Origin of the sequence: Nocardia sp. NBC_01329, assembly GCF_035956715.1 — a bacterium.
Taxonomy (GTDB): domain Bacteria; phylum Actinomycetota; class Actinomycetes; order Mycobacteriales; family Mycobacteriaceae; genus Nocardia.
This window is the reverse complement of the sequence record NZ_CP108381.1, coordinates 649,941-676,714: the sequence shown is the minus strand read 5'-3', so window position 1 is coordinate 676,714 and position 26,774 is coordinate 649,941. Positions and strand designations below refer to the sequence as shown.

Genomic DNA, 26,774 nt, shown 5'->3' with positions numbered 1-26,774 from the left:
GACTCGCCGTTCCGATACAGGCCCGGTACGCAGCCGCAGCGCTGCCCCCAGAATCATTCACCGACGCTTGCCGAGAATCGCTCGGGATCGGCGTGCCGGTGGCAGCTGGTGCCCGCGCTGACCGATGAGTTTCCCGTCGAGCGGACGTCATCCATCAGTAGCCCCCGAAAGCCCCCGAAAGCTCCCGAAAATCTGCTGAAGGATGTGACATGTCGGACAGTGAACCGGATGTTGTACTGGGACCGTTCTCGTCTCCGGACGCGCGGGCGACGCCGTGGGCGTCGGCGTCGGCCGTCATCGGGACGGCGGAGGTGTTCTGGCTTTCCACGGTGCGCCCGGACGGGCGACCGCACGTGACGCCGTTGTTGGCGGCGTGGAGTCTGGGTGGCATGTGCTTCACCACCGGCGGTCAGGAACGTAAGGCGCTCAACCTCGAACACAATCCGTACTGTGTGCTGACGACCGGTACGAACGCCTTGACCGGTGTCGATGTCGTTATCGAGGGGGTTGCGTCCGTCGTGGGTGAGCGCTCCGAGCGTGTACTGGCCGTCGCGGACTTCGAGCGGAAGTACGGAACGCATCTGACCGATCCCGCGGGGACCTGGTATCGGTTGGGCGAGGCGGTCATTGCCGGCGACGTCAGGCTGTATCGAGTCGCGCCCAGCATCGGTTTCGCGTTCGGCAAGTTGCCGACGTCCAGCCAGACTCGCTACACGTGGCCGAGCCGGTGAACATACCGACGGGGTGAGCGATCTCGGGCGCCTCCACTCACAAACGGACACCGCGGACTGTGACGGCCATGCGGCGAAGCCTGCCTCGTATCCGGCCGTCGGTGTCGGGCGTCAATGTCACGCCGGCCGTGTCGGCGATTCGGTCGGCTACCGCCGCCACCGGAGTCGTGTCGGTCCAGATATGTTCGGCGAACTCGGGTTTGCTCAGCTGTTCGAGGCAGAAGTCCAGCCTGTCCACCGCGAACTGTTCCGCACGCAGCCGCAGATCGCCCTGACCGACCGCTCGCAGAATGGGAGCGAAGCCGAGCCCACGATCGCGCAAACGATCCAGAACCGTCTCCCGGCGGGCCAGCAACGCGAAATGACGCACGTCGTGGCCGGATTCGCGCAACCGGCCGACCGTCTCGTCGAAGTATCGGAGGTCGGCGACGGTCATCGGGGCGATCACCACGCCCTCGTGCTCGCGCAGCACATGGTCCAGTACCTCGACCACGCCTTGCCGCCAGCTCGGATAGCGCTGGAAGTCGGTCCGGAGCTTCGGCGGCATCATCCGGTGCAGCCCGTATCCCACCATCTCCGGATCGCACACGACACTGCCGGGAAGCCGGCGGTGTAGCTCGAACGCGGTTTGTGTCTTTCCTCCGCCGAAGGGACCGTTGATCCAGAGCAGCATGATCACAAACCTATCCACACCGAAGTCTTGTGACACAGCCGGCCGAGCTCGAACATCCTTCGTGGCGCAACTCCTCCGAACGATCCAGCCTGGATAAGGCATGTGGGCAAGATCGTAGCTGCGAATCGGCGACTCGACCCTGCCGGTCGCCGATCGCAAGCCCGGCTGGCCGTATACCCCGACGACGCGTCGGCGCACGATACCGGCGTTTTCCGTCCCGCGACGGGGTCAGGGTACGAACACCTCGGCCGTTGCCGGAACACCCGGACGGTCGGTGCGCACCGTGAGCGCGACCCGCCCCGGGCCCGAGTCCACGTGCAGGTAGGACGGCCGGGAACTCGTGTTGCCCGCGGGAATGAAATGGCTCACCGAACCACTCCGGCCGGTGTCGAGGTTCCGCCAGTCCACGATCGCTGTGACATCACAGGCCAGGACCGTCGGCGCGAAATTGCCCAGCGGGGAGAAGCCCTGCGTGATCCGCAGTTCTATGGAATGGGCAGTCCCGGGAAAGGCGTGGTACTGGCCCAGGGGGCCGTCGTAGGCGACTCCGGCGGCACTCAGCATGCCGACGCAGATACCGTTGCCCAGCGTCCAGGCCGGGGCCGTCCGGACCTCTGTCATGGCGCAGGTACGGGGTCCGACATTGGACGCCCCGAGCTGGCAGGGATCGGCGGCGCCCGCGACGCCCGGCGCAGTCACGGCCATCGCTGCACCAACGAGTCCGGTAGCTGCTGTGGTAGCCAATTTTCGTGCGATCGTCATGCACGGATGATCGTGCACTGCCTCGTATGTATTACATTTCGCTCCGTCTCGGGATCGATCTCCCGGAGCGCTGTGGAGACAGGAATCGGACCTGCTGTTCTCGCCGGTAACGCCGTAGAATTGCGGTACCGACCCCGCGTATCGGACCGGCCACCTGGAAGGCAGGTGCACCAATGACGCATCACCATGATCCCCTTGCCGCCGGCATGCACACCGCACACACCTGGCTGCGGGCCGTCGCCGACGCACTGGGTACCGAAGATCTCACCTTCGCGCTACGTGCGCTGCGCGCGTGGATGCACACCGTCCGGGACCGGATAAGCGTGCCCAATTCCGCGCATCTCACCGCCCAACTACCCGATTTCCTGCGCGGCATCTGGTACGAGGGATGGGTGCCGAGCCGGGTACCGGGAAACCACGGCGTCGCGCAGTTCGTCGACGAGTTCGCGGAGCGCGCCGGAATCTCGGCGGGTGATGTGGCGTTCACCGCCGGCTGCGTCACTTCCGCGCTGGACCGGATGATGTCGCCCGGTCAGCTGAATCACGTGTTCGCCGTGTTCCCGGATCGCCTCGGCGTCGTGTTGCGCGGTGCGCGGCCGATGGCCGAGGCCTGACGCACCGCCGCCCGCCCCGAGCCCCCGGGTTCACCGAGCCGAAGGGACGGATATGCGCACCACATCGAACGAAGTCTGGCCGGCGCTACGGGTGGACGACTGGACCGATACCCGCGACACACTGCACATGTGGACGCAGATAGTCGGCAAACTCCGCCTGGCCCGCGCCCCGATGGTCAATCACTGGTGGCAGGTGACCCTTTATGTCTCCGCACGCGGATTGACCACCTCGGCGATCCCCTACGACCGCGGGATCTTCGATATCGAATTCGACTTCATCGACCACCAGCTACACATCCGGTCCTGCACCGGCGCGCGGCATCGGATCAATCTGGAGCCCAAGACCGTGGCCGCGTTCTACGAGGAAGTGATGGCCGCCCTGCGCGCGCTGGGTATCGACATCACGATCCTGGCCCGGCCGGTGGAGGTGGAACGCGCGATTCCGTTCGCCGAGGACACCACGCATGCCGCCTACGACCGGGACCACGCCAATACCTTCTGGCGCCAGTTGGTGGCCGCCGATCGCGTCCTGAACCGGTTCCGCGGGGAGTTCGTCGGCAAGGCCAGCCCCGTGCACTTCTTCTGGGGCGCGATGGACCTGGCCTATACCCGCTTCTCCGGGCGCAGCGCCCCACCACATCCGGGTGGGGCCCCGAACTGCGCCGACTGGGTCATGGTCGAAGGCTATTCACACGAACTGGCCAGTACCGGTTTCTGGCCCGGCGGCTCGGCCGAGGGCAGTTTCTACGCCTACGCCTATCCCGAGCCCGATGGATACGCGCAGACACCGATCCGGCCGCAGGCCGGCTACTACGACGCCTCCATCCATGAGTTCCTGCTTCCCTATGAAGCGGTGCGCACCGCCGACGAGCCCGAAGCCACCGTGCTGGAGTTCCTCCGATCCACCTACGATGCCGCCGCCGACGCCGCGGGCTGGGACCGCGAACACCTGAACGCGTTCGCGCCGCGGATGCGGTGACGCCACCACGAGAGAAGGGCCCACATCCTCGTGGATGCGGACCCTTCTCGTCAGTACACGTCACCCTTACACGTCACCCTTCGATCAGCTTGCGGCGCAGTCCCTCGGTGGCCACGACTATGGCGGGGACCAGCGTCAGGTGGGTGATCGACAGCGCGACCGTGGACGCGGTGTCGAAGTCGGCACCCACCGTCCCGCCGATGGTCGCGACGGCGAGCGCCGAACCGGTCACCGCGGCGACGCGCAGCACACCGATCCACCTGTAGGACAGCAGCGCGGCCGCGCCGAGACCGATCAGCATCGGGACCACGGTCATCATGATGATTCCGCCGGGAGCGACACTCTGCGCCTGGCCCGCATCGGCCGTTTCGAATGTGCCGCCGGCGGCCGCGCCGATCAGCCAGACGACGAGATTGGCCAGGAGAGCGGCGCCGATCGCACCGAAGACGGCGACAGGACGATTCAGTGCGGGGATGCGGACGGCGGTGCCGGAGAGAGTGGTCGCGGTGCTCATGATGATCTCCTGAGTTGTGCAGTTCGTGTGAAACCATCCTGAAACCTAAACAATTATTGAGGTCAATCCGATGAGGTCGAGACGTGCCGCAGATCACTCAGCACAGGATTCCGGCCCGCTCCGCCGGACACCACCGGCAGCACCGGCAGCACCGGCAGCACCGGCAGCACCGGCATCGGATCGCCCGCGGCCTCCGCGTCATCCATCAACCCGACCGGATCGCAGAACACGGCGCGCAATCGATCGACGACATCATCGACCCGGTGGCGCGGATGCCGATAGCCCGACAGCCACCGCAGGTTCGCCACCACCACCGGGTTCGGTGTGCCGCCTCCAGCCGTAGCAACCAGGCATCCGACAGCGCCAGCCCGGCCTGGCCACCAGCCGAGGTCACATACGCCAACTCGAACCCTTCGAGGTCCGCCGCTCCACCACCGAGCGACGTCGGCACCGACGTCACGGCCGCCAATTCTGCTACAGACCAACCGCATTCGGGGTTGCTTCGCCGAAGAGGCCCGAACTTCGCCAACTATCCCCGACACGACACTTCGGCCGACGCCGCCGTGTGTAATGTGGCCGGAAACCCGTTAGGCGATACGGCAGCTACTTCGGCCGGGAGGGAATCGGTTTCGATGTCCACACTGGTACTCAACGTCCGGTTCACTGCGCAGCCCGGCCGCGGGGAAGAAATGCGTGAGGTCCTGTTGGCAATGATCGAGCCGACCCTCGCCGAGGCGGGATGCGTCGGCTACGAACTCTTCTTCCACCCCGCCGACCCGACCCGCGCAGTGCTGATCGAGGAATGGGCCGACCGAGCGGCCCTGATCTCCCATTTCGAAACACCGCACCTGACAGCGTGTATCGCAGCCATGGACGATATCTTGGCCGAGCCGTTGCAGGTGCGGCAGTTCACCGAGGTCACGTAGAACTCGGTTCAGAATGAGTGCGCCGAGGGACAGATTCACCCGAGCCCTGCCGATACTCGAACGCGCGTCCGGCGTCGCGTTGATCGTGCTGGTATCCGGCCTCCTGCTGATGTGCGCCGGGACGCATCCTCGACTTCTCGAGCAGCGCGCCATAGGCCGTGGAGTACGCGACCCAGATCGCCGGCGCCTCCGTGACTCCGAGCCCGGCAGACCGGGCCGATGTCCGGGGCGGGCGATCAGCCCTCTTGCCACCGCGACGAGGGGGGAGCAGTGTGAAGGGACCGGTGGCGCCACCGGGGCGCCGCCTCGAGCAGAGAGGGGGTGGATCGTGTTCGCGCGATCTACCACCATTCAGGCGCGCCCCTCAGCTATCGATGCCGGGATTGCGCATATGCGAGATGTCGTTCTGCCCGCATTACGGGAGATCCCCGGGTGTATCGGGCTGTCGCTGCTGGTCGACCGGGACAACGGGCACTGCATCGCCACCAGTGCCTGGGAGTCCGAGGACGCGATGAACGACAATATGGAACAGGTCGGGCTGCTTCGTGACCGCGCAATGACGACGTTCGGTGGCAGCGCACAGATCGAGGAATGGGAGATCGCCGGTCTGCACAGGGCTCATCACGCGGATGAAGGAGCATGCGTGCGGGCGACGTGGGTCAAAACCGATCCGAGCCGTCTCGATTCGGCTGTCGAGATCTACAAGGCCGCCACCCTGCCCGCCATGGAGGACTTGGAGGGGTTCTGCAGTGCGAGCCTGATGATCAACCGGAAGTCCGGCCGCGCCGTATCGTGCACCAGCTATGACAGCGCCGAGGCGATGCGAGCCGGCCGTGAGCAGTCGGCTTCGCTGCGGGTCGATGCCGCCCGCCGGACCGGTGTCGAGGCCCTCGATGTGCGGGAGTTCGAACTGGCGCTCGCTCATCTCCGGGTTCCGGAAATGGCCTGATCGAATCGATCTCGGGCGAGCACCCGACAATGCCTTCACCGGTACCGCGCACCGCCACCGGATCCGAACGTGAGTGGCTGTTCGCGATGCTGGGAGGCTGCGGGCTACCCTCGGCATCCTCGCCAGACCGTTGGGCAGCAACCGATCTCGCCGCGCCGAGAAATGCTCGCCATGATTCTGGACCTGTGTCTCCCGCCGGGCATGCCATAGGGTTCGGTCGCCCTGTCTGTCACCGGCTACCGGAACCGGAGGATCGCCTCGTCGTCGCGGCGCCTCCCGGCCGTCGACCGGCCGTGCGATCACAGCTCGAACTCGTCGCCGGCACCCGCCGCTCGTCGCACGGTCGGCCGACGCCCCGGAAGGAGACCGATGTCATCAGTGCGTGGCCCCGCGATCGGGTTGTCCGTCTTCGGTGTCGTCGCACTGTGTTGCCTGAGCCTCGTCATGACCCGAGTGCGTGAACCGGTCGACAGCGCTGACGCCGAATACACGGCGGTCTTCGCCGATGTTTCCGGGCTGACCGCCGGTAGCGGTGTGCAGCTGGCCGGGGCCCGGATCGGAACCGTCACCGCGATCGATATCGCCGACGACACCACGGCGCAGTTGGAATTCTCCATCGACCGTGGCCGATCGGTCCTGGATACCACCCACGCCGCGGTCCGATATCAGAGCCTGCTCGGGCAGTACTACCTGGAACTGTTCGAGTCCCGGCCCGGAGGGTCCCCGCTTGCCGCCGGGGCGACGATTCCGCGCGAGCGGACCGGGCCGGGTTTCGACGTCTCGCGGCTGTTCGACGGGTTCCGACCCCTGTTCACGGCGCTCGACGTCGAGGAGCTGGGTCGGTTGGCGCAGAATGTGATTCGTGTCCTGCAGGGTGACAACGCGGGTATCGGACCGATCCTGACGGGTCTGGGCGACCTACTGCAGAATGCGACGAACGAACACGCGGCCGTCGCGGTGCTGATCCACAATCTGGGAAAGATCGCCGCCGAGATCGGCGGCACGGTCGAACAGGTCGCCGTGCTGATCGAGCGGATAGCCGGCCTCATCGAGCTGTTCGGCAACGCCGGCAAACTGGTGGAGTCGCTGTTCGCGGAGGATTCGACGATCGAGGGCGGACTTCTCGCTGAACCGGAATCTCGCATCGAAGGCGATCACCCGTCGCTGCACGAGCAGTTGCAGTTGCTCGCTTCCCGCCCCGATCAGCTCGTGGAAGTCCTGTCGCTGAAGCCGGAACTGATCGACGGGTTGGACTCGGATCATCCTGCGGGAAGCACGGTATCCGCTACCACCTGCCCGACCTGGCCGTTCGCCCCAGGGGGCCTGGCCGGAACGCAGGATCGGGCGGTATGTCGATGAAGGTCACCCAGAAGTGAGCGATACACAGCAGCGTGGCGGAGAGCGGATGCCCGACGAGCAACGCGCGTCCGGTTCGTGGGCCACCATCTCGGCGTGGGGGCTCGCCGCGGCGGCGTCCGCCGCCCTGGTGGTACTCCTCGGCTGGCGCTGGCATTCCGCCGAAACCGAGTTGGACGACCTGCGCGGCCGCATCGCCGATCGCGACCGTGCGGCCGCAGTCGCGGCGGACTACACCGAACGCTCGTTGACCTACGACTTCCGCAGTCTCGACGCCTTCTTCGCCGGTGTCCGGCAAGGAACTACCGCCGGGTTGTCCCATCGCTACGACACCGTCGGCGACACCCTCACGAAGGTCATGACCGAGGCCGAGGTCGTCGCGCAGGGCGAGGTCGTGAGCACCGCGATCGACGCCCTCGACGGCGACAACTTCATCGTCACGGTCTTCGCGAACCAGCAGACCCGCAATGTTCGGCACCCGGAACCGGTCGCCGCCTCCACCTTGGTCACCGTGAATGTGCAGCGCGTCGGCGATGAATGGCTTGTCGCCGACTATCGCCGGCGCTGAGCCGTCCCCTGGCGCGGCGGTCACCGAAGCTCGTGTCCCGGTCGAGAGATTTCTCAGGTCTGGCAACCGGATGTCTTGGGCCGCAGCACAACTGTGCAATGGTGGATCCCATGAGTGAGGAACGATTCGACGTCCGGCGTCAGATCGCGGCAACACCGGCCGAGATCTTCGCATTGTTGCGCTCGCCCGCCGGGCACGTGGCGATCGACAGTTCGGGCATGCTGCGGTCGGCGGAGGGCGGGCCCGTCACCGGGGTCGGGGACGAGTTCATCGTCCACATGGACCGTGAATCGCTCAACGACTTTCCGATGGGACGATACGACGTCACGGTGCTCATCACCGCATTCGAGGAGAACGCTCACCTCGAATGGACGGTCGTCGGCGTCTCCGACCCGCCGGTCGAACATCTCTACGGTTACCGCTTGGAGCCCAGCGAGATCGGCACCCTGGTGACGTCGTATTACGACTGGAGTCGGATCGCACCGCAATATCGTGAAATGGACATCTTCCCGCTCATTCCCGAAGCGGGACTGCGGGCCACCCTCGGTATCCTCGCCAGGACCGTCGAGAAGGATTAGCCGATCGACGACCGCCCTCGATGAGCCCCGCGATCAGGCGGGCCTCGACGAGCGGTGACCTGCCGAGACAGCTGCCTCGAGTGCGGCCGCCGGGGCGGTAGCGTGCTCACCGCCGTCCGCGGTGCTCATGTCGGTGGCGGATCTGCTGGCGCAGCACGCGATTCCGGAGGTCGATCTCCCGGTCGGCGCCGTCACCGTCTGTCTCGGTGGCGGATACCTGGTCTGGCTGCTCATCCGGGAGACCCGGCGCTGGTGAGCGACGGCGAGTACCGCCGGGCCGCCGCTCGACTTGAAACGGAACGGAACATTCCGCTATGCTTAAAACAGAAGGAAGCATTCCGTTCCAAAGGAGATCTCATGACCACCATCGACCCCTTCGTTGTCGACATTCCGCAGCCGGATGTGGACGACCTGCGCGAGCGACTGACCCGGGCACGCTGGACACCCGCCCTCCCGGGCACGAACTGGAGCCGCGGGGTACCGGTGGATTACCTGCGCGAGCTGGCCGACTACTGGCGGGACGAATTCGATTGGCGCGAGGCCGAGGCGGAACTGAACCGGTGGCCGCAGTTCACCACCGAGATCGACGGTCAGCGGATCCACTTCAAGCACATCCGCAGTGAGCGCCCGGCAGCGAAGGCCCTGTTGCTGCTGCACGACAATCCCGGCGGCGCAATGGGTTTGCTCGATGTGATCGAGCCGCTCTCGCGAGACTTCCACCTGGTGATCCCGTTCATGCCCGGTTTCGGGTTCTCCACCCCGCTGGCCGATACCGGGTGGACCGTGCCGCGGACCGCATCGGTATTCGCCGAGTTGATGACACGGCTGGGCTATGAGCGGTTCGGCGCCCACGGCGGTGGTGGCGGCGCGAACCTGTCCCTCGAGCTGGGCCGACAGGTGCCGGACCGGCTGATCGGCCTGCACGTCAACGCCTATGTCGCGATGCCGGACGAGAACGTCGACGGGCTCACCGAGGACGAACAGCGGCGGATGGCGGCGATCGACACATTCATGCGGGACGGGATCGGCTTCAACATCATCATGTCGACCAGACCGCAGACGATCGCGCACGGTCTCAACGACTCACCCATCGGCTTGCTCGCCTGGGTGGTAGAGAAGTTCAAGGAGTGGAGTGACCCGCAGGCCGACCTGCCCGAACGAGCGATCTCCAAGGACCAGATGCTCACCGATGTCAGCGTCCAATGGTTCACCGGCACATCGGGCTCGATCGCGCAGAGCTACCACGACCTGGCCCACGACCCGGCAGCCTGGGCGCCCAAGCCGCAGGTGACGGTGCCGACCGCGTTCGTCGTCGCGGCCGGCGACGTCACCGTCCGGCGGTTCGCCGAACGGGACACCACGGTGGCCCGATGGACCGAGATCGACAAAGCCGGCGCCTACCTCGCGCTGGAGCAGCCCGCTCTCCTCGTCGGCGACATCCGCGCCTTCTTCGGCGACCGGTGAACCGGAGACCGGCCCCGTCTCACAGCCGGTGAGAGCTCACAAACCCAGACCACGCGGCCTCCGGGTACGGTGGCTACCGCCCCCGAACACGGTGCGGTATTCCTGCTGACCAAAACTGGAAGTTATAGATGAGTTCTACCGCCGAAAAACTCGCCGACCTGCGTAAGAAGCTGGAGATCGCGCATGAACCGGCCGGCGAGGCGGGCGCCGCCAAACGAGCACGTAAGGGCATACCGTCCGCCCGCGACCGTATCGATATGCTGCTGGACCCGGGCACCTTCGTCGAACTCGGCGCGCTCGTGCGCAACCCCGCCGACAAGGACGCCCTGTACGGGGACGGCGTGGTGACCGGGCGCGGTCTGGTCGACGGACGACCGGTCGCTGTGTTCTCCCATGATCAGACGGTGTACGGCGGCACCATCGGCGAGATGTTCGGCCGCAAGGTCGCGGCGATCATGGAACTGGCGGGGAAGATGGGCTGCCCGCTGATCGGTATCAACGACTCCGGTGGCGCGCGTGTCCAGGAGGCCGTGACATCGCTGCGCTGGTACGGCGAGCTGGCGACCATGATGGAACCGCTCTCGGGTGCGGTGCCGATGGTTTCGCTCATTCTGGGCAACTGCGCGGCCGGGGCGGTTTACCAGCCGATCTGTACCGATGTCGTGGTGGCCACCGAGAGCGCGCATATGTTCGTCACCGGTCCCAAGATCATCGAGGACGCCATCGGTGAAAAGGTGGACATGGAGGAGTTGGGCGGGGCCTACAACCAGGCCGGCTACGGCAATATCCACCATGTCGCAAAGGACGAGGCGGCCGCCTTCGCGTGGGTCCGCAACTACCTGAGCTACCTGCCGTCGAGTGCCGTCGAGCTGCCGCCGGTCGTGAACCCCGGGCTGGAGCCGCAGGTCACCGAATCCGATCTGACGCTGAACACGCTCGTCCCCGACTCGGACAACGCGGTTTACGATATGCACGACGTACTGCTGCGGATCTTCGACGACGGCGAGTTCCACGAGATCGGCGCGGCGGCCACCAAGAATCTGATCACCGGTTTCGCCCGTGTCGACGGCAAGCCGGTGGGTGTGGTCGCCAACCAGCCCACTGTGCTGGCGGGTGCGCTCGACGCCAAAGCCAGTGACAAGGCAGCGCATTTCATCCATATCTGCAACGCCTTCGAGATCCCGCTGGTGCTGGTGGTCGATACCCCCGGCTTCCTTCCCGGCGTGGAACAGGAGAAAGTCGGCGTCATCAAACGAGGCGGCCGGTTCCTGTTCGCCTATGTGGAAGCCACCGTCCCCAAGGTGACCGTGGTGATCCGCAAAGCCTACGGCGGCGGGTGGGCCGTTATGGGCGCCAAGGCCCTCGGCTGCGATATCTACCTGGCCTGGCCCACCGCCCGTATCGCGGTCATGGGCGCGGAAAGCGCCGTCGGCCTGACCCAGCGAAAGGTGCTCGATGCCACCCCCGAGGATCAGCGCGACGAACTTCGCCGGCAGATGATCAACTTCTACAACGCGACCGTCGCGACCCCCTGGATCGCGGCCGAGCGCGGCTACATCGACAGTGTGATCGAGCCGTCGGCCACCCGCCTGGAACTCCGGCGTGCCTTGAGCCTGCTTCGCGACAAGAAGGTCATCCGCTACCCGCGTAAGCATCACCTGCTGCCGCTGTGAAACAGGTTCCGGCGGCACCGGATAGGCAGTGCCGGTGCCGGCTCGGAATGTTCGTCGACGCCGGGCGCGCGGCGTCCGATATCGGGTACGAGCAATGTAACGAAGCGGCACCTACGACCGAAACACGGAGCAGCGCACGCGTTCAGGGGTGCGTCACGGAAATCGAGGGGCGATCCATGCGTGGACACCGTTCGATGATCGATTCCGACAACTGAGAAAGATCGATATGCCCAGCTTCCTGAAGTACATCATTTTTCTGAACATCCTGACCATGCTCTCCAGTAGCTACTACTGATCCAGCCCCGGCGCGGCCGGTTTCCGGTCGCCGCCGCGGAGGGGCGCCCCGACACGGTGCAGATGCCCCAGCGCCTCGCGGTACGAGGAGATCAACCCGGTCTCGTGGTAGGGCACGCCGATTTCGGCACAGTAATCGCGGACAATCACCTGGGCGTGACGCAGATTCGGCGTCGGCATGCTCGGGAACAGATGGTGCTCGATCTGATAGTTGAGCCCGCCGAGGGCGATATCGGTCAACACGCCACCCCGGACGTTGCGGGAGGTCAGTACCTGCCGGCGTAGATAGTCCGGACGGTCGTCGCCGGTCAGGGTCGGCATGCCCTTGTGGTTCGGTGCGAAGGTGCAGCCCATGTACAGGCCGAACAAGGCCTGATGGACAGCGAGGAACGCGAAACCCTTGTCGGCGGGCAGAACCGCGAAAACCGCGGCCAGGTAGGCGGCGAAGTGACCGAAGAGCAGCGCGCCTTCGAGTAGGCGATGCTTCACCGACCGATTGCCGAGTGCCCGTACACCCGCTACATGGAGGTTCAGGCCCTCCAGCAGCAGTAGCGGGAAGAAGAGGAACGCCTGCGCCCGCCCGAGGAGACGAGCCAGACCACGGCTGGCCCGGGCCTGCCGTTGGGACCAGAGCAGAATATCGGGCGCGACATCGGGATCGAGCTCCTCGTGGTTCGGGTTGGCGTGATGCCGGGTGTGTTTGTCCTGCCACCAGCCGTAGGCCAGGCCGATACCGGCGTTGCCGACGACCCGGCCCACGATCGCCGTGGGCCGCCGCAGCCGGAACACCTGGCGGTGCGCGACATCGTGCATGACAAGTGCGACCTGGGCGAACACAACGGCCATGACCGCCGCGACCGCGAGCGTCCACCATGAGTCGCCGACCAGGACGAACGCCGCCCAGCCTGCCACGAACGCAAGCCCGACCAGGCTGAGCCGGACGCTGTAATAGGCGGGCCGCCGCTCCATCAATCCGGCGTCGGAGATCCGGCGCAGCAGACGGGCGTAATCACCGTCGGCGCCGCTGCGCCGCCGTGAACGTGGAGGTGAGTCGGGGATCAATGCCGGTGTCGTCATAGCTCTTCCTGAGTGTTGAGTCGGGGCCTGCCCCCACACGCTCGGGTTGCCGACCGGCCGATATCGATCGGAGATCTTATCCGGCGGATACCGTTCGGCGCGTAGGGACCGGACGACGAATTCTATGTAGGAGACGCTATCGGCCGGATTCTCGTCCCGGGTAATCCCCTGGTATGACGAGAGATCGCGCTGTGGTGTGGTATCCACATCGACGCGCCCCTGACTCCGGGAACTCCCTCCCGGACTGTTCCGGCCGGCCCGTCAGGCCGATGTCCCGATATCGACCACCCGCGCCCACTCCGGTGGCCCACTCCGAACGTACTCGGGATCGTGTTCGCTCCACGAGATCTTCCGGCGGAACAGCCCGACCACGGTCCGGCACCCGGGGCGGCTACTCGGCCAGGGAGTCTGACCGTCGGTCAGTACCACGAGCACATCGGGGGCGGGTCTGCTGCGAAGCGCTCTGGCGAACCCGGTGCGCAGATCCGTACCTCCCCCGCCCACCAGAGGTATCCCCTCCGCCCGGCACAACGGATGCACCACCTGTGCCGCGGCATCGCACGACAGCACGGTGACGAGATCGCGGCGACCGCCCACCGCACGGGAGATGGCCGCCACCTCGAGTAGCGCGCTTCCCAGTTCGGCGTCGCTGACCGAGCCCGAGGTATCGATGATCACGCTGACCCGGGGTGGCGCGCGCCGCAGGCTGGGCAGCACGGCGCCGGGCACCCCGGCCGAGCGGCGCGCCGGCCGGCCGTAGGTGTAGTCCTGACCTGCTCCGGGCGCGGAGGCCGCCGAGCGGAGAGCAGCACCCAGCAGGTCCCGCCACGGCTGCGGCGGGTGCAACGCCTCCTCGGCCCAGCGGCGCCACCCTTCGGGCGCGTTCCCCGGACGGCCGACGATCCCCTGCGCCACCCGGAAGCGGACCCCGGCGCGTTCCTGTTCGGTGAGACCGTCCGCGCCGTCGGGCCCCAGCTCCCATTCTCGGTCCAGCCCGTCCGCGCCGCTACCGCAGTCGAGCCAGGCCAGATCATCCGGGAAGTTCCCGAGCCGGAATTGCCGCAGATAGTCCTCCATGAGCTCGCCGGCGGACAACCCCAGAGTCTTCGGCAAAACCGCGCCTTCGGGCCGGACCAGCCCGTCGCCGAAGGCGTCGTCGTTGATCTCGGCATCGGCAGCGATGTTCATCCGCAGTCTTTCCGCCGGGCCGGTCAGGTCGTGCCGGCGGGCGAATCGGTCGCTGCGACCGTGATGGTCGCGCAGCAGATGCGACACCTCGTGCACCAGCACCGAGGCCAGCTCCTCCACCGGCGTGCAATCCACGAAGGCGGGCGAAACATAACACCGCCAGTACTTGTCCACGCCCATCGTCGGTACGCGTCGCGACTCGACGATATGCAGCGCGTAGAGGGCCGTCGCCAGATAGGGCCGGGCCCGGGCCGCCTGCAGGCGGGCGGCGAAGAGTTTGCCGGAGTCGAGCTCCGGGGCGTCGGTCATCGGCCGGTCTGCGCGGCGACGCGGGCCGCGCCGCGGTCCGCCCCCTGGGATACCGCGACCACGCCGGCGAGTTGTTCGATCGACGCCGGTACCTCCCAATTGTCGCCCCGCAAGGTGGCGAGCGTGGTCGCGGGCACGACCACCAGGTCCGGCGGGCCCGTTTCCGCCGCCTTGACGAGTACCGCCCACGCCGCGTCCCAGCGGGATTTCTCCGGACGCCGCCGGACGGCCGCCACCACCCCGTCGAGCACCGCTTGACGCAGATCACCGCGTTCGGGCAGGTCGACGGCGGAGGGGTCGGCCAGGAGTGTTTCGGGGTCCGGGAGGTCCATGCGGTCGATACTGCTCAGCAGTTCGAACCCGGGGCCGTCTCCCACAGTGCCGCGGACCAGCAGGGAGAGCACCTCCTGGGATGCGCCGGCCGCGGTGGCGAACGCGATCAGCCGCAATGTCATATCCCAGCTGCGTGGGGACGGCCAAGCACCGCCCCGGCGTGTTTCGCTGCTGGGGATCTGATGTACGAGGTTGGGGCGGGCCGCGAGAAGCCCGCATACCGCGCGGCGCGCGAACATCACCGCGTCGGCGAACTTCTCCGGCTCGAGTCGGGGCATAGTCGCGCGCGGCCAGATACCGCCGAGGCCGCGCACGACGACCTCGTGGTCGTGGATCCATTGCAGATGTACAAACCGGTTGGCCAGCGGTGGGCTCAGCTCCCAGCCGTCGGCCGCCGAGGAACGTGGGTTGGCCGCGGCCACGATCCGGACATCGGGCGGTAGTCGCAATGCGCCGATTCGTCGTTCGAGGACGAGGCGGAGCAGGGCGGCCTGTACGGCGGGCGGTGCCGTCGACAGTTCGTCCAGGAACAGCAGGCCCTGGCCGGCCCGCACCAGCCGCACCGCCCAGTCCGGCGGCGCCATCGGCACACCGTGTTGCGCGGGGTCGTCGCCGATGATGGGCAGGCCGGAGAAGTCGGACGGCTCGTGCACACTCGCGATCACCGTGGTCAGCGGAAGATCCAGGGATTCGGCGAGCTGAGTGAGGGCCGCCGTTTTTCCGATTCCCGGTTCGCCCCACAGGAGCACCGGCAGGTCGGCGGCCACCGCGAGCGTCAAGGCCTCCAGTTGGTCGTCGGTACGCACTTCGGTGGTCGAATCGTTCAGCAGGGTCAGCAGGTCGCCGGCGATATCGAGTTGGGAGAGGTGAGCTCGATCCGAGACAGGAGCGCTCTGGAGGTAAGCGGGCATATGTGAATCACCTTTGGGTCGTGAGGAATCGAACGGCGGCGGGGTTGCGCCGAGGGAGTGGGCTGTTGTTCAGCGTGCGGAGGCGTGGCGTGGATGCGCTCGGCGATCGCCGGGTCGCTGGTCGGTTTTGTTGCGGATGGGCGCGGCCCCGGACAGCCCTGCCCGGAACAGTCCGTAGGTGATCCGCTGTCGCGCGCACGCTTCCAGCTCGTTCCGCAACGGGCCCTCGCGCAGAACGGCGCCGGGGCCCAGCAGATCTTCGACGACGGCCAGCGCACCGGCGATGTCACCGTGGTCGAGACGCTCACGAACGCCGGCGAGACAGTCCGGCCGACGATGAGCCCGATCGATGGCCTGCAGACACGGCAGCGGAGTCCCGGTCAGGGCGACCAGCAGTTCCTCTCGGCGGATCTCGGCCGGGTCGTGATCGAGCGCGACCAGCACACCGCCGACCAGACCGATTCGGTGCTGCTCGCCCCGGCACTCCACCAGGTGCGCCCGGTCCGACCGCTGCGGAGCCCGATACGAATCGACCGGCGAACGATCCGGTACCAGCGCGGCGGCGACCAGCGGATGCAGCCGGTCGGCTGTGATCGCACCGGCGTGGATCAGTTCCAGGTCGGGCGCCGTCCAGGTCGCCGCATCGGGTAGGACGGGGAGTGCCGACACCGCACCACGCGGATACGACTCGGCGATCCGCACTGTGGGCGGATCGCCGCTGTCCGCGACGAGTTCGACGACGAGGTCTCGTCGTGCTCCGATCCGCACCCGCAGCGGCCCGCCGTGATGTCCTTCGGCCCGTAGCATTATCCGAGCCTCGTCCGCCCACCGCCCGACAGCGCAGCCTTCGGGCAGATTCTCCGGCAGTTCGGGTCTGGAGCCACCGGTATCCGAGAATTGATCCGCCCCGCAACGTAGCCGGAACTCATGGGCGCGTCGTGTGTCCCACAGGTGGCGGTGGAGATCGAACCGGAATCGCCGGTCCGGGCGGGGATGCGGACCGGTGCCGTCCCACAGCGCGAGGCCGACCCGCTGAACAGTATTCGCCCACGCGGGGGCGGTTCGAGCCACGAGATAGACCGAACCTGTTCTGCTGCCGTGCTTTCGACCGTCCGGCGATCCGTATCGTGCCAGCGCGATGGTCAGATCCGGCCGAAGCAACCCGTCGGGAGCGACTCTGGGCAGGTGCCAGCGCAACAGATCGGGAGCCAGATGGCTCAGATCCGCCCGGATCTCGGCTGCGAGATCTCGGCCGTACCGACGGGTCGATGACCGGATATCGATATCGACATCGAAACCCGCTGCGGCACAAGCCCCTGCCCAATCGCCGATATTGCGGCGGGCGGTCGCGGTTTCGATCATGGAGGGCGGCACGGCGAACTCACGCACGCGCCGCCAGAAGGAAATGCGGGAATCGTCCCTGTTCGTAATCGGAGTGCGCATCAGCACTCACCGTGTACGGACAGGACCCCCGATCTTTGCTCGGAGCAAGTAATCACAGGGTCGATCATATCGCTCTCCGCCGATGCCGACCATCCGAGACCCGCGAAAAGTATCGAATACCTTCACAGACAACAGGTTTCGGCAACCGACCGACCCTGGGCAGCACCGTCAATGGGCACCGAGCGCGTCGAGGATCATCGGCCGGGCGGTAGCGATCGCCTGCCCCCAGTAGGGCCAGGTGTGGGTGCCGGGGACGATATCGACACGAGCCGGGATACCCAGCGACGCGACTCGATCCCGGAAAATTCCGGCGGCTGCCGCGGCCATCGATTCCAAGGCCATCGCGTTCACCGTATTGCCGACCCCGTACGGCACATCCGGCGACCCGGGCAGGCCGTTTCCGGCCGAGATGTACATCGGCAGACCGCGCAGCAATTCCGCCTGCGTGGTCGGATCGTTGCGCTGCCAGGCGGGATCACCGGCCGGGCCCCACATATCGTCCACATTGAACCTGCCCTCGTCCCACAGCGCGGCGCGAACCGCTTCGTTCCACAGCGGGAAGGTCGGATTGACGAAACCGGAGAAGGAGCCGGCGAACTTGAACTGATCCCGGTGGTGCGCGGCCAGGGTCAGGGCCGCACCTCCGCCCATCGAGGCACCCACGATCGCGTTGTTCGTCCGCGAGACCCCATATCTCGCCAGGTAGGCAGGCAATTCCTCGGTGAGGAAGGTTTCCCATTTGTACGGGGTGACCTGGCCGTTGGTACTGCTCGGCCGATACCAGTCCGCGTAGAAACTGGAATGGCCGCCGACGGGGAACACCAGCGTGACGTTGTCGCCGGCGAACTGCCGCAGTACATCGGTATCGGTGGTCCACTGACTGTGATCGCGCGGTGCGCGCAGTCCGTCGAGCACGTAGAGCGCCGAACGGCCGCCACGCGCCGCCCACTGCACCTGAACTTCGATCGGGCCCATCCCCGACGGCACCACGAGTTTCTCGTACCCACCGGCCGGGGCCCGTAGTGCGGGGGCGACGATCGGCGCCGCATTCGCCATCGCCCCGGACAGCCCGGACAGCCCGGACAGCAGTGTCACCGCCGCGACAGCCGCACCGATCTTCCGCAGCCGCCCCGACACAACCCGCCGATTCTCCACTTGCACCCTGTACCCACCGTCGGTCTCGTATCGCGTCCAGCTGAGCACGGTACCGACCCGGACCCGACCTCCGCGCCCTCGGTATTTCCACCGCTGACAACCCCGGTAACCCTCGGGCCCACCGGAGCGCCGATCCAGACGCTCCGGGCGCACCCGAAGGGAGTCCGAAGTATCGCGTGTGCCGCTGATACGCGAATGCCTTGCGGCACCTCGAATCCGGCGGCGCGGGCGGACGGTGGCCGCTCGATCCCGGCGACAGCGGCCCGGTCGCCGTCGGCGAGCTCGCGGATCGCCGGTGCCATGACGGTGCCCCGTTCCGCTCCCCTGGTAGACGCGGCACCTACCGGTGTGTCAACGTTGTAGATCTACTGAATATCCGGGGATCGGAGCCACCTCGTGAAAGCTGAACCGTCCAACAATCGCAGAAAGGCCGCAGCCGGTCACCGGGACAGTCCGGTAACTCGGGCGGCGGTGCTGAACGCGGCGCTCGGGATCGTCGATCGCGACGGTGTCGACGGGCTGTCGATGCGACGCCTGGCCGAGGCCGTGGGCCGTGATCCGATGGTGATCTACCGGCATGTGCCGAACAAGGCCGCCGTCCTCGACGGTGTCGCCGAGGTCGTCTTCGCGGAATTATCGGTCGATGCCGCGGCGTCGGATTGGGTTGCCGAGATGCGACGGGTGGCCCGGGAGTTCCGGCGGGTGGCGTTGGCGCATCCGCGGGTGGTGCCGCTCCTGGTGACCCGACCGCTGGCGACCCCGCTCGGACAGCGGCCGGCGGTGGTGGTGCGGCCACTCGAGGACATGCTCGCCCTGCTCACGCGTGTGGGCTACACCGAGGTCGACGCGCTGCACATCTACCGGGCACTGTTCGGATTCCTGTACGGGCATGTCCTCAACGAGTTGCAGGAGATCGTGGAACGCCCGGAGGAAACCGACGATCTGCTGCGGCTGGGTTTGTATCGACTTTCGATCGGCGAGTTCCCGCTGGTACGAGGATTGGCATCGGCACTGGCGACCTATGACGGCGCCGTGGAACTCGAGCGCGGGCTCGATATCCTGCTGGCCGGTCTCGCGGCGACGTTGCCCGGGCCGGTTCCCGCCGCTGCGCCCGCTCCCGGCGACGCCACGCTGCCCGGACCGGATGACGCTCCCGCCACTCGGTGACAGGGCGTCTCGGGTCAGCCCGGGAACTGCTGCCGTGGCGCGACCGGGGTGAGGGTGGCGTCGAGGCCGGCGAGCAGGGCGTCGAGGCCACGTTCCAGCTCGGTGCCGCCGTCGTAGGCGGCCAGTTGCGAGGCGAGTCCGCGCAACAGCGGGAACTCGCCGATCGGCAGGTGGTGCAGACCGAGCCGCAGCAGGTCAGTGGCCTCTTCGGGGCGGTCGACGATTTCCTGTACCTCGTCGAGAGCATGTCCGTACAGGAATCCGAACAGTGCCCGGTAGATGCGCAACGCGTCGATTCCGCTGAAGTCGGCCCGGGTGAGCAGATCCAGAATATGTTCCAGTGGGCGCAGGGTGCCCGGCGGCCGCAGGCCGAGCGGGGTGGCCAACGGGTGGGTGACCAGGAGTGGCACCACATGCGGGTGCGCCATGGCGAGCCTGCGGAAGTCCCGGGCGACCATCCGTAACTGATGACGCCAGTCGGGATCGGCAGCATCGACTGTCAGTTGCCCGAGCACGAATTCGGTGACGCCGTCGAGGAGCGCGGCCTTGTTGTCGGCGTGCCGGTAGAGCGCCGCCGGGTCGCGGCCGAGCCGGTCGCCCAGACGCCGCATCGACAGCCGTTCGACACTGTCGCAGTCGATGATCTCGAGCGCGGCGGCCAGCATCATCTGGCGAGTCAGCGGAACGGCGCCGCAGTTGCCGGTGCGATCGCCCGGCCGGTGCCGGTCGGGCGGATGTGCTGTCGTGTCGTTCATCGCACGCTCCGCCTGTTCATCTATCGTTGATAACAGCGTAATTCTACACTGTAGACAGACGGTGTATTCGAGTCTAGTCTGTGGAGATAACCTGGATTCATGTGTCGACCGGTCGTCCGATCCGGGCGACCGCGACCGGACACGCATTCGGAGACGGGACCATTTCGATGGCCGCGAACAACACGATCACCGACCGATTTCGGGCAGCGAAAGCGAACCCGGCCGAACTGTGAGCGATTCCTCTCGCATGCGGGATGTTCGCACCGGCGACCGCTATCGATCAGGCCACGGCACGACACCCGGCGATTCGAGGGCATGAACAATGGCAATCACCGAAGTCGGTGCCTACGCGCACCTGAGCCCCACCGATATCGAAGCCCTCGGCGTCGAACTCGACGCGATCCGATGTGACATCGTCGATCAGCGAGGCAGCCGGGACGCGGCCTACATCCGCCGCACCATCGCCTTCCAGCGGGGACTGGACGCGTCGTCCCGGTTGGCGATCGCACTCAGCCGGAGCAGAGCGGGCTGGGTGCTGGGTACCGCCGGATTGGCGGTAGCCAAGAGTATCGAGAACATGGAACTCGGCCACAACGTCGGCCACGGTCAATGGGATTGGATGAACGACCCCGAAATCCATTCCGGCACCTGGGAGTGGGATATGGTCGGGCTGTCGTCGCAATGGCGCTACTCCCACAATTTCCGCCACCATATGTTCACCAATGTGGTCGGCATGGACGACGATATCGGCTTCGGCGTGATGCGCGTGACCCGAGACCAGCCGTGGCGGCCACGGCTGCTGTTGCAGCCGCTCCAGAATCTGCTGCTGGCGGCCGTGTTCGAGTGGGGCATCGCCCTGCACGACCTGTATTCCGAACGCGACCGCGCGGCCGGCCCCGAGGGAAAGACCGCGGAAACCAGGGCGTTCCTCACGAAGATCGGCAGGCAGCTCGGTAAGGATTATCTACTGTTCCCCGCGCTGAGCCGACGACGATGGCGTCGCACCCTCACCGCGAACGCGGCCGCCAATACCGCACGAAACCTGTGGGCCTATGTCGTGATCTTCTGCGGCCACTTTCCCGACGGGGCGGAGAAATTCGCTCCCACCGTGGTCGAGGAAGAATCGAAGGCCGAGTGGTATCTGCGCCAGATGCTGGGCACCGCCAATTTCGACGCCGGTCCGGTACTGGCATTCCTGAGCGGAAACCTGTGCTATCAGATCGAACACCACCTCTTCCCGGACCTGCCCAGCAACCGCTACGCCGAGATGAGTCGCCGGGTGCGGGCGTTATGCGACAAATACGATCTCCCGTACACCACCGGTCCCCTGCTGCGCCAATATCTATTGACCCTGCGCACCATTCACAAACTCGCTCTCCCGGACCATTTCCTGACCGCGACCAGCGACGACGCACCCGAGACGGCCTCGGAGAGGAAATTCCGGGACCGAAGCGAATCCGGCAACACCGACCTCGGTGGCCCGATCGGCCGGTGGGGCCTGCGCTCGGCACTTCGCGCGATGGCTGCCCGCCCGACCGACGGCGCGGCAGGCGGACGACGCGGCGGAGACCGGCAGCATCGACGGCGCCGGATGGCCTCGTAGCGATACGCACTTCGAGTCGCACAGCGGCACGAACAGCCGGCCCGACGGCTCCCGGCAGCGCCGCAGCCGACGTCGGCCGGATAAAGAAAGGTGAACATGTGCAAATCCGAACCAGCGGACCTCCGATTACCCACGAGGGCCGGTTTCGTTCACCGTGCAGCGGTCTGGGGCTGAGCATATGACTACGATCACCGTCTCCTACGCGCATCTGTTCCGGCTCAGTGACGAATGCGGGATCTTCGAACACGCGAGACTCACCGAACCCCTTGTCGAATACGGCTACTGCGTGGACGATGTCGCGCGCGGCCTCGTCGTCGCCATTCGTGAAGCCGAGCCCACCCAACAGCTGCTCGACCTCATCCAGGTGTATTTCGACTTCGTGGTCGATGCGCTCACTCCGGACGGACGTTGTCACAACCGGCGCGGATCGGACCGGCACTGGCAGGACGAACCGAGCCTCGACGATCACTGGGGCCGCGCGTTGTGGGCCCTGGGCACCGTTGTGGCACACCGGCCCGACCTGGCGCAGACCGCGCTGGCGCATTTCACGGTCGCTGCCCGGCAACGACCCCGTTCTGCTCGTGCGATGGCTTTCGGTGCGCTGGGCGCGGCCGAGGTCTTGCGCGCACACCCGGGAAATCACTGTGCCCGTGATTATTTGGACGATACGGCGATACTGATCGGTGCGCCCACCCGTCGATTCGACTGGCGGTGGCCCGAGTCACGACTGGAATACGCCAACGCCGTACTGGCCGAAGCGTTGCTCGTGGTCGGCTCGTTACCCGGCAGAGAGCGAATACAGGCGGACGGACTGGCGATGTTGCGCTGGCTACTCGAAACCGAGACGGCCGGCGATCACCTCTCGGTGACCCCGATCGACGGCTGGGCGACCGGGGAACCTCGCCCCGGTTTCGACCAGCAGCCCGTCGAGGTCGCATGTCTGGCCGATGCCTGCGCCCGCGCCTACGATGCCACCGCCGACCGCCGGTGGAAGGACGCGGTCATGCTGTGCGAAGCCTGGTTCCGGGGCGCCAACGATGTCGGCACCCCGCTGCTCGACCCGGACAGCTCCGGCTGTTCCGACGGATTGGACCACACCGGGAGCAACGAGAATCAAGGCGCTGAAGCGACTCTCGCGCTGCTCTCCACCCAGCAACAGGCCCGGCGACTGAGCCGGGAGTCGTAGGTACTGTGCGACACGTCGCGCGACAGGAGTGTCGATCATGACGCCACAACCGAACGGATTCAGCGCTCGCCGCCCGGAGTGGTCGGCCCGCCGCCTGCGGCTCGAGCTGGATGCCGCGGGCGGGGACGCCGACGGCGTCTGGTGGCCGCACAGCCGTGATCTCGTCGTCGAACTCGCACTCCTGTTCCGGGCGCTGCAACCCGGATTCGGTCCGGTCCGGCGCGTGATCTATCACCTCGACGAGTGGTCCACCGCACCGCGGGAGCTGGACAGCGGCGGGCGATGTATACGGCTCGACGGTTACCGGCGTCGGCCCGCGCGCGTTCTCGATATCGTCGGGGCCGGCACCACACTGACCCTTCGGCTCCTCACCCCGGTCGTCGAGGCCGGCGTGAGCACGGCCCGGCAGCTCAGGGATCCCGACGGTGGGTCGGAACTGGAAATCGCCACGTGGCTCAGAGCCCGTCAGCGCACTGCAGCGCGCCGAAGCGGATGAGAACGGCGACCGACAGGCCATATCCGGGCCCTATGGCGTAGACCTACACTGTTGACATCGAGCCCGGGTCAGCGTGTACTGGAAGTACCGAACAGATCCGAGAGATCGTCATGATCGTTATAGGGGCCGCTACCCGGTCCCGGTCAGGAGCGTCGCGATGACGCTACAACAGAAGAAGATCCCGCTGGAGCACCCAGCACGTTTCTCCCTCCGCAGCGGCGCGGCGCCGGCGTCGCGGCGGCTGCCGACACCGAGGGCACCGCGGCCCGGGATCGTGGACGGTGCCTGGTGGCCCCGTACCGACGATCTGGTCACCGAGCTCGCCGGTCTCGCGGCATTGCAGCGCGGACGGGCGGGCGCAGTCGATCGAATCATGTACGACACGGATACTTGGGGGCCGGCACCGAAGCGTACGACGGTCGGTGGGTGTCCGGTTCGCCTCGACGGATACCGGCATCTACCCGCGCACACTCTCTGTTTCCTGGGCTCGGACCGTACCCGCCGCGTTCTACTGGTGATCCCCGCGGAAACCGAGGCCGCGACCGCACAGGCGCTGCTGTCCGCCGCGTCCCGGCCCGGCAACGAACTCACCGCCGAAGAACTGATGTCAGCCGCCGAAGGCAACAGCCCGGAGCGCACCGCGGATGCCGCCGCGTTCCACCGCTGGGACAACGAAGGTGGCCACGGCGCGCCACCGCTTCGCACGCTCGCGCGAACCTCCGGTAGGCGGATATGACAGATGACCCGCAGGGCACGAGCGGTGGTCGCGCACCCGAGCGCGGCGACGGCCACCCCCGGACCCCGGCCGACGGCAGCCAGCCCTTCGCCGCACCCACCCGCACGCCGCGACTGGTGCTCGGCGACCCCGCCGCACCCACCGGGAGCCTCGACGGTGCGTGGTGGCCCAGGACCGACAATCTCACGACCGAATTGCACGACCTGATCACCGCCCTCACCACGCGCTTGGGGGCGACCACCCGGATCGCCTTCGACTGGAACCGGCTGAGCCTGTCTCAGCGAGGCATCGATCCTTCCGACGGGATCGAGGTCACCGGACCGCTTCCGGACCAGCCGCTCGAGGTGATGTATGTCTTCGGCGCGCACAATCGGCGAATACGAATACTGGTGATCCCGCCCGCCACGCCCGCTGACGCCGCGGAGACACAGATGCGCACGGCCGTGAGCGGCGCCGCGGACCATCCGAAGGCGTGAGGTTCCGCCCCGCGTTCTTTCGGCGGCGACGGGATCAGCGCCCGCGGCACTATCCGAACGCGCGTCCTTGCTCCCGATCGAGTTCTGTCTCGCTCTTGTTCTTCAGACCGAACACGTATACCAGCAGCGAAGCGAAGATGACGACGGTCACATACACGATGAACCACGTCACCTGCCCGCCGTTCTTCGCAGCCTGATAGATCATCGGCGCGGTCCCGCCGAACACCGAATTGGCCAGGGCGTAACCGACTCCCACTCCGAGGGCTCGGATACGAGAGGGAAACAGTTCGGCCTTGACGATGGCATTGATGGAGGTGTAACCGGTGAGCAGGACGTAGCCGACGCAGATCACCGACAGAGTCCCCACCACCGATGTCGCGTCCTGGAGGAAACCGATGAGGAACCAGGTGTAGGCGACGCCACCGATCCCGAAGAACACCAGGACGGGTTTGCGGCCCACCTTGTCGCTGATCAGCCCACCGACCGGCTGCAACACCATGAGGAAGATCAATCCGGCGAGGTTGATCCAGGTGGCCGTCATGCCCCGATCTTCGAAAGCGGTCTTGACCATGGCCGGAGCGTTCACGCTGTAGGTGTAGAACGCGAGGGTGCCACCCATGGTGACCAGGAAACAGAGCAGCAGCGGCCGCCAGTACTCGCGCAGCAGTACCCGAAGCGAGCCCGATTCGGTGTCCTCACCGCGCCGGACCGCGTCGAGCTGCTCCTCGGTGAGCGATTCGTCCATACTGCGGCGCAGCCAGAACACCACGACAGCGGCCACGCCGCCGATGAAGAAGGCTATCCGCCAGCCGAAATCGGAGATCTCCTGCTTGTCCAGGAACACCTGGAGTACCAACAGGGTGAGCTGGGCCAGCACATGACCACCGATCAGGGTCACGTACTGGAACGACGAGAAGAATCCGCGACGTTCCCGCGTGGCGGCCTCGGACATATAGGTGGCCGAGGCGCCGTACTCGCCACCGGTCGCGAACCCCTGCACCAGCCTGCACAGCACCAGGATCACGGCCGCCCCCAAGCCGATCGTCTCCCGGCCCGGCACGATCGCGATCACCATCGAACACGCCGCCATGAGGGAAACGCTGAAGGTCAGCGCCGCCCGCCGGCCGCGGCGATCGGCGTAGCGGCCGAAGAACCACGAGCCGACCGGACGCATGAGAAATGTGACGGCGAAGATCGCGTACACGTAGACGGTGGAGTTCTTGTCCGCCGAATCGAAGAAATGACTTTCGAAGTACGAGGCGAACACCGTGTAGACGTAGACGTCGTACCACTCGACGAGATTGCCCGAAGATCCGCGCAGCGTGTTCCAGACAGCGCGACGAGTCGCCGCCCGTGACGATGTGGGTTCGGCGGCCGGTGTTCCCCCGGTGGACACGTCCGGGTCCGGGGTGGTGGTCTCTGACATTCGTGATCCCTCTCGTTCACTCGTGCACAGAGTGCGCGGTGACCGGAGTCACGCGCCGCTCGCCACTCAGTGTGCAGGTAGGAACCACTTCACGGTGGCGGGGTCCGAAATATCGGGACTGGTCGGCGGCCTCACCAGCGGTTCCGCGTCGCCTCCGCCCCACCGACCACACCGTCGAGCTCCAGCCGGCGGTCGTCGTCGGCCCCGCCGTGTATCGCGAGAACGCCCGCACGCACGCACGCCGTTTTCTCCGGCATACCGTCCGGCTGTGCTCGGCGTCGCCGGGAACCGGGGACGTGGAATAGTAGTCCCGGTGAATACGCCGGTGACGGCAGCCGTTGTTGCGCTACGCAAAGGAAGTCGCCGCATCGAGGCGTCGGTGGGCCGAGCAGGTAGGAGCCTCAGGGCTACGGGGCACAGGCTGGCAGGCAC

At 66.6% G+C, this 26,774-nt stretch carries 29 protein-coding genes; 17 read left to right on the top strand and 12 right to left on the bottom strand.

Annotated elements, in window-relative coordinates; translation table 11 throughout:
- Window positions 1-209: 209 nt before the first annotated feature.
- Window positions 210-731 carry a pyridoxamine 5'-phosphate oxidase family protein gene (locus OG405_RS03105; protein ID WP_327150126.1) on the top strand — a complete coding sequence of 174 codons (522 nt, stop codon included), beginning with the start codon at window positions 210-212 and terminating at the stop codon, window positions 729-731.
- A 37-nt stretch (window positions 732-768) separates the two neighbouring features.
- Here the strand turns inward: OG405_RS03105 and OG405_RS03100 are convergent, their stop codons facing one another.
- Both OG405_RS03100 and OG405_RS03095 read right to left on the bottom strand, forming a co-directional pair.
- Window positions 769-1,404, bottom strand: coding sequence for an AAA family ATPase (locus tag OG405_RS03100; RefSeq protein WP_327150125.1), 636 nt, complete (start codon window positions 1,402-1,404; stop codon window positions 769-771).
- 228 nt (window positions 1,405-1,632) lie between these two features.
- On the bottom strand, window positions 1,633-2,109 hold the full coding sequence (locus OG405_RS03095; protein WP_327150124.1) for a hypothetical protein: 477 nt from the start codon (window positions 2,107-2,109) through the stop codon (window positions 1,633-1,635).
- A 230-nt stretch (window positions 2,110-2,339) separates the two neighbouring features.
- On the opposite strand from OG405_RS03095, the gene OG405_RS03090 reads away from it, so the two are divergent.
- Both OG405_RS03090 and OG405_RS03085 read left to right on the top strand, forming a co-directional pair.
- On the top strand, window positions 2,340-2,780 hold the full coding sequence (locus OG405_RS03090; RefSeq protein WP_327150123.1) for a DUF2267 domain-containing protein: 441 nt from the start codon (window positions 2,340-2,342) through the stop codon (window positions 2,778-2,780).
- Window positions 2,781-2,832: 52 nt separating this feature from the next.
- On the top strand, window positions 2,833-3,759 hold the full coding sequence (locus OG405_RS03085; RefSeq protein WP_327150122.1) for a DUF5996 family protein: 927 nt from the start codon (window positions 2,833-2,835) through the stop codon (window positions 3,757-3,759).
- 73 nt (window positions 3,760-3,832) lie between these two features.
- On the opposite strand, the gene OG405_RS03080 is transcribed toward OG405_RS03085, so the two are convergent.
- Both OG405_RS03080 and OG405_RS03075 read right to left on the bottom strand, forming a co-directional pair.
- Window positions 3,833-4,273: a DUF6069 family protein gene (locus tag OG405_RS03080; RefSeq protein ID WP_327150121.1), complete on the bottom strand. Its 441-nt coding sequence runs from the start codon at window positions 4,271-4,273 to the stop codon at window positions 3,833-3,835.
- 62 nt (window positions 4,274-4,335) lie between these two features.
- Window positions 4,336-4,587: a hypothetical protein gene (locus OG405_RS03075; protein WP_327150120.1), complete on the bottom strand. Its 252-nt coding sequence runs from the start codon at window positions 4,585-4,587 to the stop codon at window positions 4,336-4,338.
- A 318-nt stretch (window positions 4,588-4,905) separates the two neighbouring features.
- Here OG405_RS03075 and OG405_RS03070 point away from each other — a divergent pair, with 318 nt between their 5' ends.
- From OG405_RS03070 to OG405_RS03035, 8 genes are all read left to right on the top strand, one after another.
- Entirely contained in the window at window positions 4,906-5,199 is a 294-nt protein-coding gene (locus OG405_RS03070) for a putative quinol monooxygenase (RefSeq protein WP_327150119.1), read from the top strand.
- A gap of 328 nt (window positions 5,200-5,527) precedes the next feature.
- On the top strand, window positions 5,528-6,148 hold the full coding sequence (locus tag OG405_RS03065) for an antibiotic biosynthesis monooxygenase (RefSeq protein ID WP_327150118.1): 621 nt from the start codon (window positions 5,528-5,530) through the stop codon (window positions 6,146-6,148).
- A 369-nt stretch (window positions 6,149-6,517) separates the two neighbouring features.
- The gene (locus OG405_RS03060) at window positions 6,518-7,507 is read left to right on the top strand and encodes an MlaD family protein (RefSeq protein ID WP_327150117.1); all 990 of its coding nucleotides are present in this window, start codon (window positions 6,518-6,520) and stop codon (window positions 7,505-7,507) included.
- Between the two features lie 13 nt (window positions 7,508-7,520).
- On the top strand, window positions 7,521-8,072 hold the full coding sequence (locus OG405_RS03055) for a hypothetical protein (RefSeq protein WP_327150116.1): 552 nt from the start codon (window positions 7,521-7,523) through the stop codon (window positions 8,070-8,072).
- 110 nt (window positions 8,073-8,182) lie between these two features.
- On the top strand, window positions 8,183-8,650 hold the full coding sequence (locus tag OG405_RS03050; protein ID WP_327150115.1) for an SRPBCC family protein: 468 nt from the start codon (window positions 8,183-8,185) through the stop codon (window positions 8,648-8,650).
- Window positions 8,651-8,777: 127 nt separating this feature from the next.
- Window positions 8,778-8,906 (top strand): hypothetical protein, encoded by a 129-nt coding sequence (locus OG405_RS03045; RefSeq protein WP_327150114.1) that lies wholly within the window; start codon window positions 8,778-8,780, stop codon window positions 8,904-8,906.
- On the top strand, window positions 8,903-10,114 hold the full coding sequence (locus tag OG405_RS03040) for an epoxide hydrolase family protein (RefSeq protein ID WP_327150113.1): 1,212 nt from the start codon (window positions 8,903-8,905) through the stop codon (window positions 10,112-10,114). The genes OG405_RS03045 and OG405_RS03040 overlap by 4 nt, the downstream gene beginning before the upstream one ends.
- 128 nt (window positions 10,115-10,242) lie before the next feature.
- On the top strand, window positions 10,243-11,787 hold the full coding sequence (locus tag OG405_RS03035) for an acyl-CoA carboxylase subunit beta (RefSeq protein WP_327150112.1): 1,545 nt from the start codon (window positions 10,243-10,245) through the stop codon (window positions 11,785-11,787).
- A 288-nt stretch (window positions 11,788-12,075) separates the two neighbouring features.
- On the opposite strand, the gene OG405_RS03030 is transcribed toward OG405_RS03035, so the two are convergent.
- The 5 genes from OG405_RS03030 to OG405_RS03010 form a co-directional block, all read right to left on the bottom strand.
- Window positions 12,076-13,158 (bottom strand): fatty acid desaturase family protein, encoded by a 1,083-nt coding sequence (locus OG405_RS03030; protein ID WP_327150111.1) that lies wholly within the window; start codon window positions 13,156-13,158, stop codon window positions 12,076-12,078.
- Between the two features lie 261 nt (window positions 13,159-13,419).
- Complete coding sequence (locus OG405_RS03025) at window positions 13,420-14,655, bottom strand: vWA domain-containing protein (protein ID WP_327150110.1); 1,236 nt, start codon at window positions 14,653-14,655, stop codon at window positions 13,420-13,422.
- Window positions 14,652-15,899 carry an AAA family ATPase gene (locus OG405_RS03020; RefSeq protein ID WP_327150109.1) on the bottom strand — a complete coding sequence of 416 codons (1,248 nt, stop codon included), beginning with the start codon at window positions 15,897-15,899 and terminating at the stop codon, window positions 14,652-14,654. The genes OG405_RS03025 and OG405_RS03020 overlap by 4 nt, the downstream gene beginning before the upstream one ends.
- A gap of 69 nt (window positions 15,900-15,968) precedes the next feature.
- Window positions 15,969-17,342, bottom strand: a complete 1,374-nt coding sequence (locus OG405_RS03015; RefSeq protein ID WP_327150108.1) for a hypothetical protein — start codon at window positions 17,340-17,342, stop codon at window positions 15,969-15,971.
- Between the two features lie 168 nt (window positions 17,343-17,510).
- The gene (locus OG405_RS03010; RefSeq protein ID WP_327150107.1) at window positions 17,511-18,503 is read right to left on the bottom strand and encodes an alpha/beta hydrolase; all 993 of its coding nucleotides are present in this window, start codon (window positions 18,501-18,503) and stop codon (window positions 17,511-17,513) included.
- 390 nt (window positions 18,504-18,893) lie between these two features.
- On the opposite strand from OG405_RS03010, the gene OG405_RS03005 reads away from it, so the two are divergent.
- Window positions 18,894-19,664 (top strand): TetR/AcrR family transcriptional regulator C-terminal domain-containing protein, encoded by a 771-nt coding sequence (locus OG405_RS03005; protein ID WP_327150106.1) that lies wholly within the window; start codon window positions 18,894-18,896, stop codon window positions 19,662-19,664.
- A gap of 14 nt (window positions 19,665-19,678) precedes the next feature.
- Here OG405_RS03005 and OG405_RS03000 read toward each other — a convergent pair whose 3' ends face one another.
- Window positions 19,679-20,332 carry a TetR/AcrR family transcriptional regulator C-terminal domain-containing protein gene (locus OG405_RS03000; RefSeq protein WP_327152181.1) on the bottom strand — a complete coding sequence of 218 codons (654 nt, stop codon included), beginning with the start codon at window positions 20,330-20,332 and terminating at the stop codon, window positions 19,679-19,681.
- Between the two features lie 409 nt (window positions 20,333-20,741).
- Here OG405_RS03000 and OG405_RS02995 point away from each other — a divergent pair, with 409 nt between their 5' ends.
- The 5 genes from OG405_RS02995 (at window position 20,742) to OG405_RS02975 (ending at window position 24,916) form a co-directional block, all read left to right on the top strand.
- Window positions 20,742-22,022, top strand: a complete 1,281-nt coding sequence (locus OG405_RS02995; RefSeq protein WP_327150105.1) for a fatty acid desaturase family protein — start codon at window positions 20,742-20,744, stop codon at window positions 22,020-22,022.
- Between the two features lie 178 nt (window positions 22,023-22,200).
- Window positions 22,201-23,208, top strand: a complete 1,008-nt coding sequence (locus tag OG405_RS02990) for a glycosyltransferase (RefSeq protein WP_327150104.1) — start codon at window positions 22,201-22,203, stop codon at window positions 23,206-23,208.
- A 37-nt stretch (window positions 23,209-23,245) separates the two neighbouring features.
- Window positions 23,246-23,704, top strand: coding sequence for a DUF5994 family protein (locus OG405_RS02985; protein ID WP_327150103.1), 459 nt, complete (start codon window positions 23,246-23,248; stop codon window positions 23,702-23,704).
- Window positions 23,705-23,861: 157 nt separating this feature from the next.
- Window positions 23,862-24,440 (top strand): DUF5994 family protein, encoded by a 579-nt coding sequence (locus OG405_RS02980; protein ID WP_327150102.1) that lies wholly within the window; start codon window positions 23,862-23,864, stop codon window positions 24,438-24,440.
- The gene (locus OG405_RS02975) at window positions 24,437-24,916 is read left to right on the top strand and encodes a DUF5994 family protein (protein WP_327150101.1); all 480 of its coding nucleotides are present in this window, start codon (window positions 24,437-24,439) and stop codon (window positions 24,914-24,916) included. Before OG405_RS02980 ends, OG405_RS02975 begins: the two co-directional genes overlap by 4 nt.
- Window positions 24,917-24,965: 49 nt before the next feature.
- On the opposite strand, the gene OG405_RS02970 is transcribed toward OG405_RS02975, so the two are convergent.
- Together OG405_RS02970 and OG405_RS02965 are read right to left on the bottom strand one after the other, a co-directional pair.
- On the bottom strand, window positions 24,966-26,342 hold the full coding sequence (locus OG405_RS02970; RefSeq protein ID WP_327150100.1) for an MFS transporter: 1,377 nt from the start codon (window positions 26,340-26,342) through the stop codon (window positions 24,966-24,968).
- 131 nt (window positions 26,343-26,473) lie between these two features.
- Window positions 26,474-26,599, bottom strand: coding sequence for a hypothetical protein (locus OG405_RS02965; RefSeq protein ID WP_327150099.1), 126 nt, complete (start codon window positions 26,597-26,599; stop codon window positions 26,474-26,476).
- Between the last annotated feature and the right edge of the window lie 175 nt (window positions 26,600-26,774).

Excerpts from the sequence above, each read along its gene's own strand:
- OG405_RS03045 (WP_327150114.1), top strand. The coding sequence starts at position 8,778 with ATGTCGGTGGCGGATCTGCTGGCGCAGCACGCGATTCCGGAGGTCGAT.
- OG405_RS02995 (WP_327150105.1), top strand. The coding sequence starts at position 20,742 with ATGGCAATCACCGAAGTCGGTGCCTACGCGCACCTGAGCCCCACCGAT.
- OG405_RS03020 (WP_327150109.1), bottom strand. The coding sequence starts at position 15,899 with ATGCCCGCTTACCTCCAGAGCGCTCCTGTCTCGGATCGAGCTCACCTC.
- OG405_RS03035 (WP_327150112.1), top strand. The coding sequence starts at position 10,243 with ATGAGTTCTACCGCCGAAAAACTCGCCGACCTGCGTAAGAAGCTGGAG.
- OG405_RS03050 (WP_327150115.1), top strand. The coding sequence starts at position 8,183 with ATGAGTGAGGAACGATTCGACGTCCGGCGTCAGATCGCGGCAACACCG.
- OG405_RS02970 (WP_327150100.1), bottom strand. The coding sequence starts at position 26,342 with ATGTCAGAGACCACCACCCCGGACCCGGACGTGTCCACCGGGGGAACA.
- OG405_RS03030 (WP_327150111.1), bottom strand. The coding sequence starts at position 13,158 with ATGACGACACCGGCATTGATCCCCGACTCACCTCCACGTTCACGGCGG.
- OG405_RS02965 (WP_327150099.1), bottom strand. The coding sequence starts at position 26,599 with ATGCCGGAGAAAACGGCGTGCGTGCGTGCGGGCGTTCTCGCGATACAC.
- OG405_RS03070 (WP_327150119.1), top strand. The coding sequence starts at position 4,906 with ATGTCCACACTGGTACTCAACGTCCGGTTCACTGCGCAGCCCGGCCGC.
- OG405_RS03100 (WP_327150125.1), bottom strand. The coding sequence starts at position 1,404 with ATGCTGCTCTGGATCAACGGTCCCTTCGGCGGAGGAAAGACACAAACC.
- OG405_RS02990 (WP_327150104.1), top strand. The coding sequence starts at position 22,201 with ATGACTACGATCACCGTCTCCTACGCGCATCTGTTCCGGCTCAGTGAC.
- OG405_RS03090 (WP_327150123.1), top strand. The coding sequence starts at position 2,340 with ATGACGCATCACCATGATCCCCTTGCCGCCGGCATGCACACCGCACAC.
- OG405_RS03105 (WP_327150126.1), top strand. The coding sequence starts at position 210 with ATGTCGGACAGTGAACCGGATGTTGTACTGGGACCGTTCTCGTCTCCG.
- OG405_RS03015 (WP_327150108.1), bottom strand. The coding sequence starts at position 17,342 with ATGCGCACTCCGATTACGAACAGGGACGATTCCCGCATTTCCTTCTGG.
- OG405_RS02985 (WP_327150103.1), top strand. The coding sequence starts at position 23,246 with ATGACGCCACAACCGAACGGATTCAGCGCTCGCCGCCCGGAGTGGTCG.
- OG405_RS03060 (WP_327150117.1), top strand. The coding sequence starts at position 6,518 with ATGTCATCAGTGCGTGGCCCCGCGATCGGGTTGTCCGTCTTCGGTGTC.
- OG405_RS03080 (WP_327150121.1), bottom strand. The coding sequence starts at position 4,273 with ATGAGCACCGCGACCACTCTCTCCGGCACCGCCGTCCGCATCCCCGCA.
- OG405_RS03085 (WP_327150122.1), top strand. The coding sequence starts at position 2,833 with ATGCGCACCACATCGAACGAAGTCTGGCCGGCGCTACGGGTGGACGAC.
- OG405_RS02975 (WP_327150101.1), top strand. The coding sequence starts at position 24,437 with ATGACAGATGACCCGCAGGGCACGAGCGGTGGTCGCGCACCCGAGCGC.
- OG405_RS03025 (WP_327150110.1), bottom strand. The coding sequence starts at position 14,655 with ATGACCGACGCCCCGGAGCTCGACTCCGGCAAACTCTTCGCCGCCCGC.
- OG405_RS03000 (WP_327152181.1), bottom strand. The coding sequence starts at position 20,332 with ATGATGCTGGCCGCCGCGCTCGAGATCATCGACTGCGACAGTGTCGAA.
- OG405_RS03095 (WP_327150124.1), bottom strand. The coding sequence starts at position 2,109 with ATGGCCGTGACTGCGCCGGGCGTCGCGGGCGCCGCCGATCCCTGCCAG.
- OG405_RS02980 (WP_327150102.1), top strand. The coding sequence starts at position 23,862 with ATGACGCTACAACAGAAGAAGATCCCGCTGGAGCACCCAGCACGTTTC.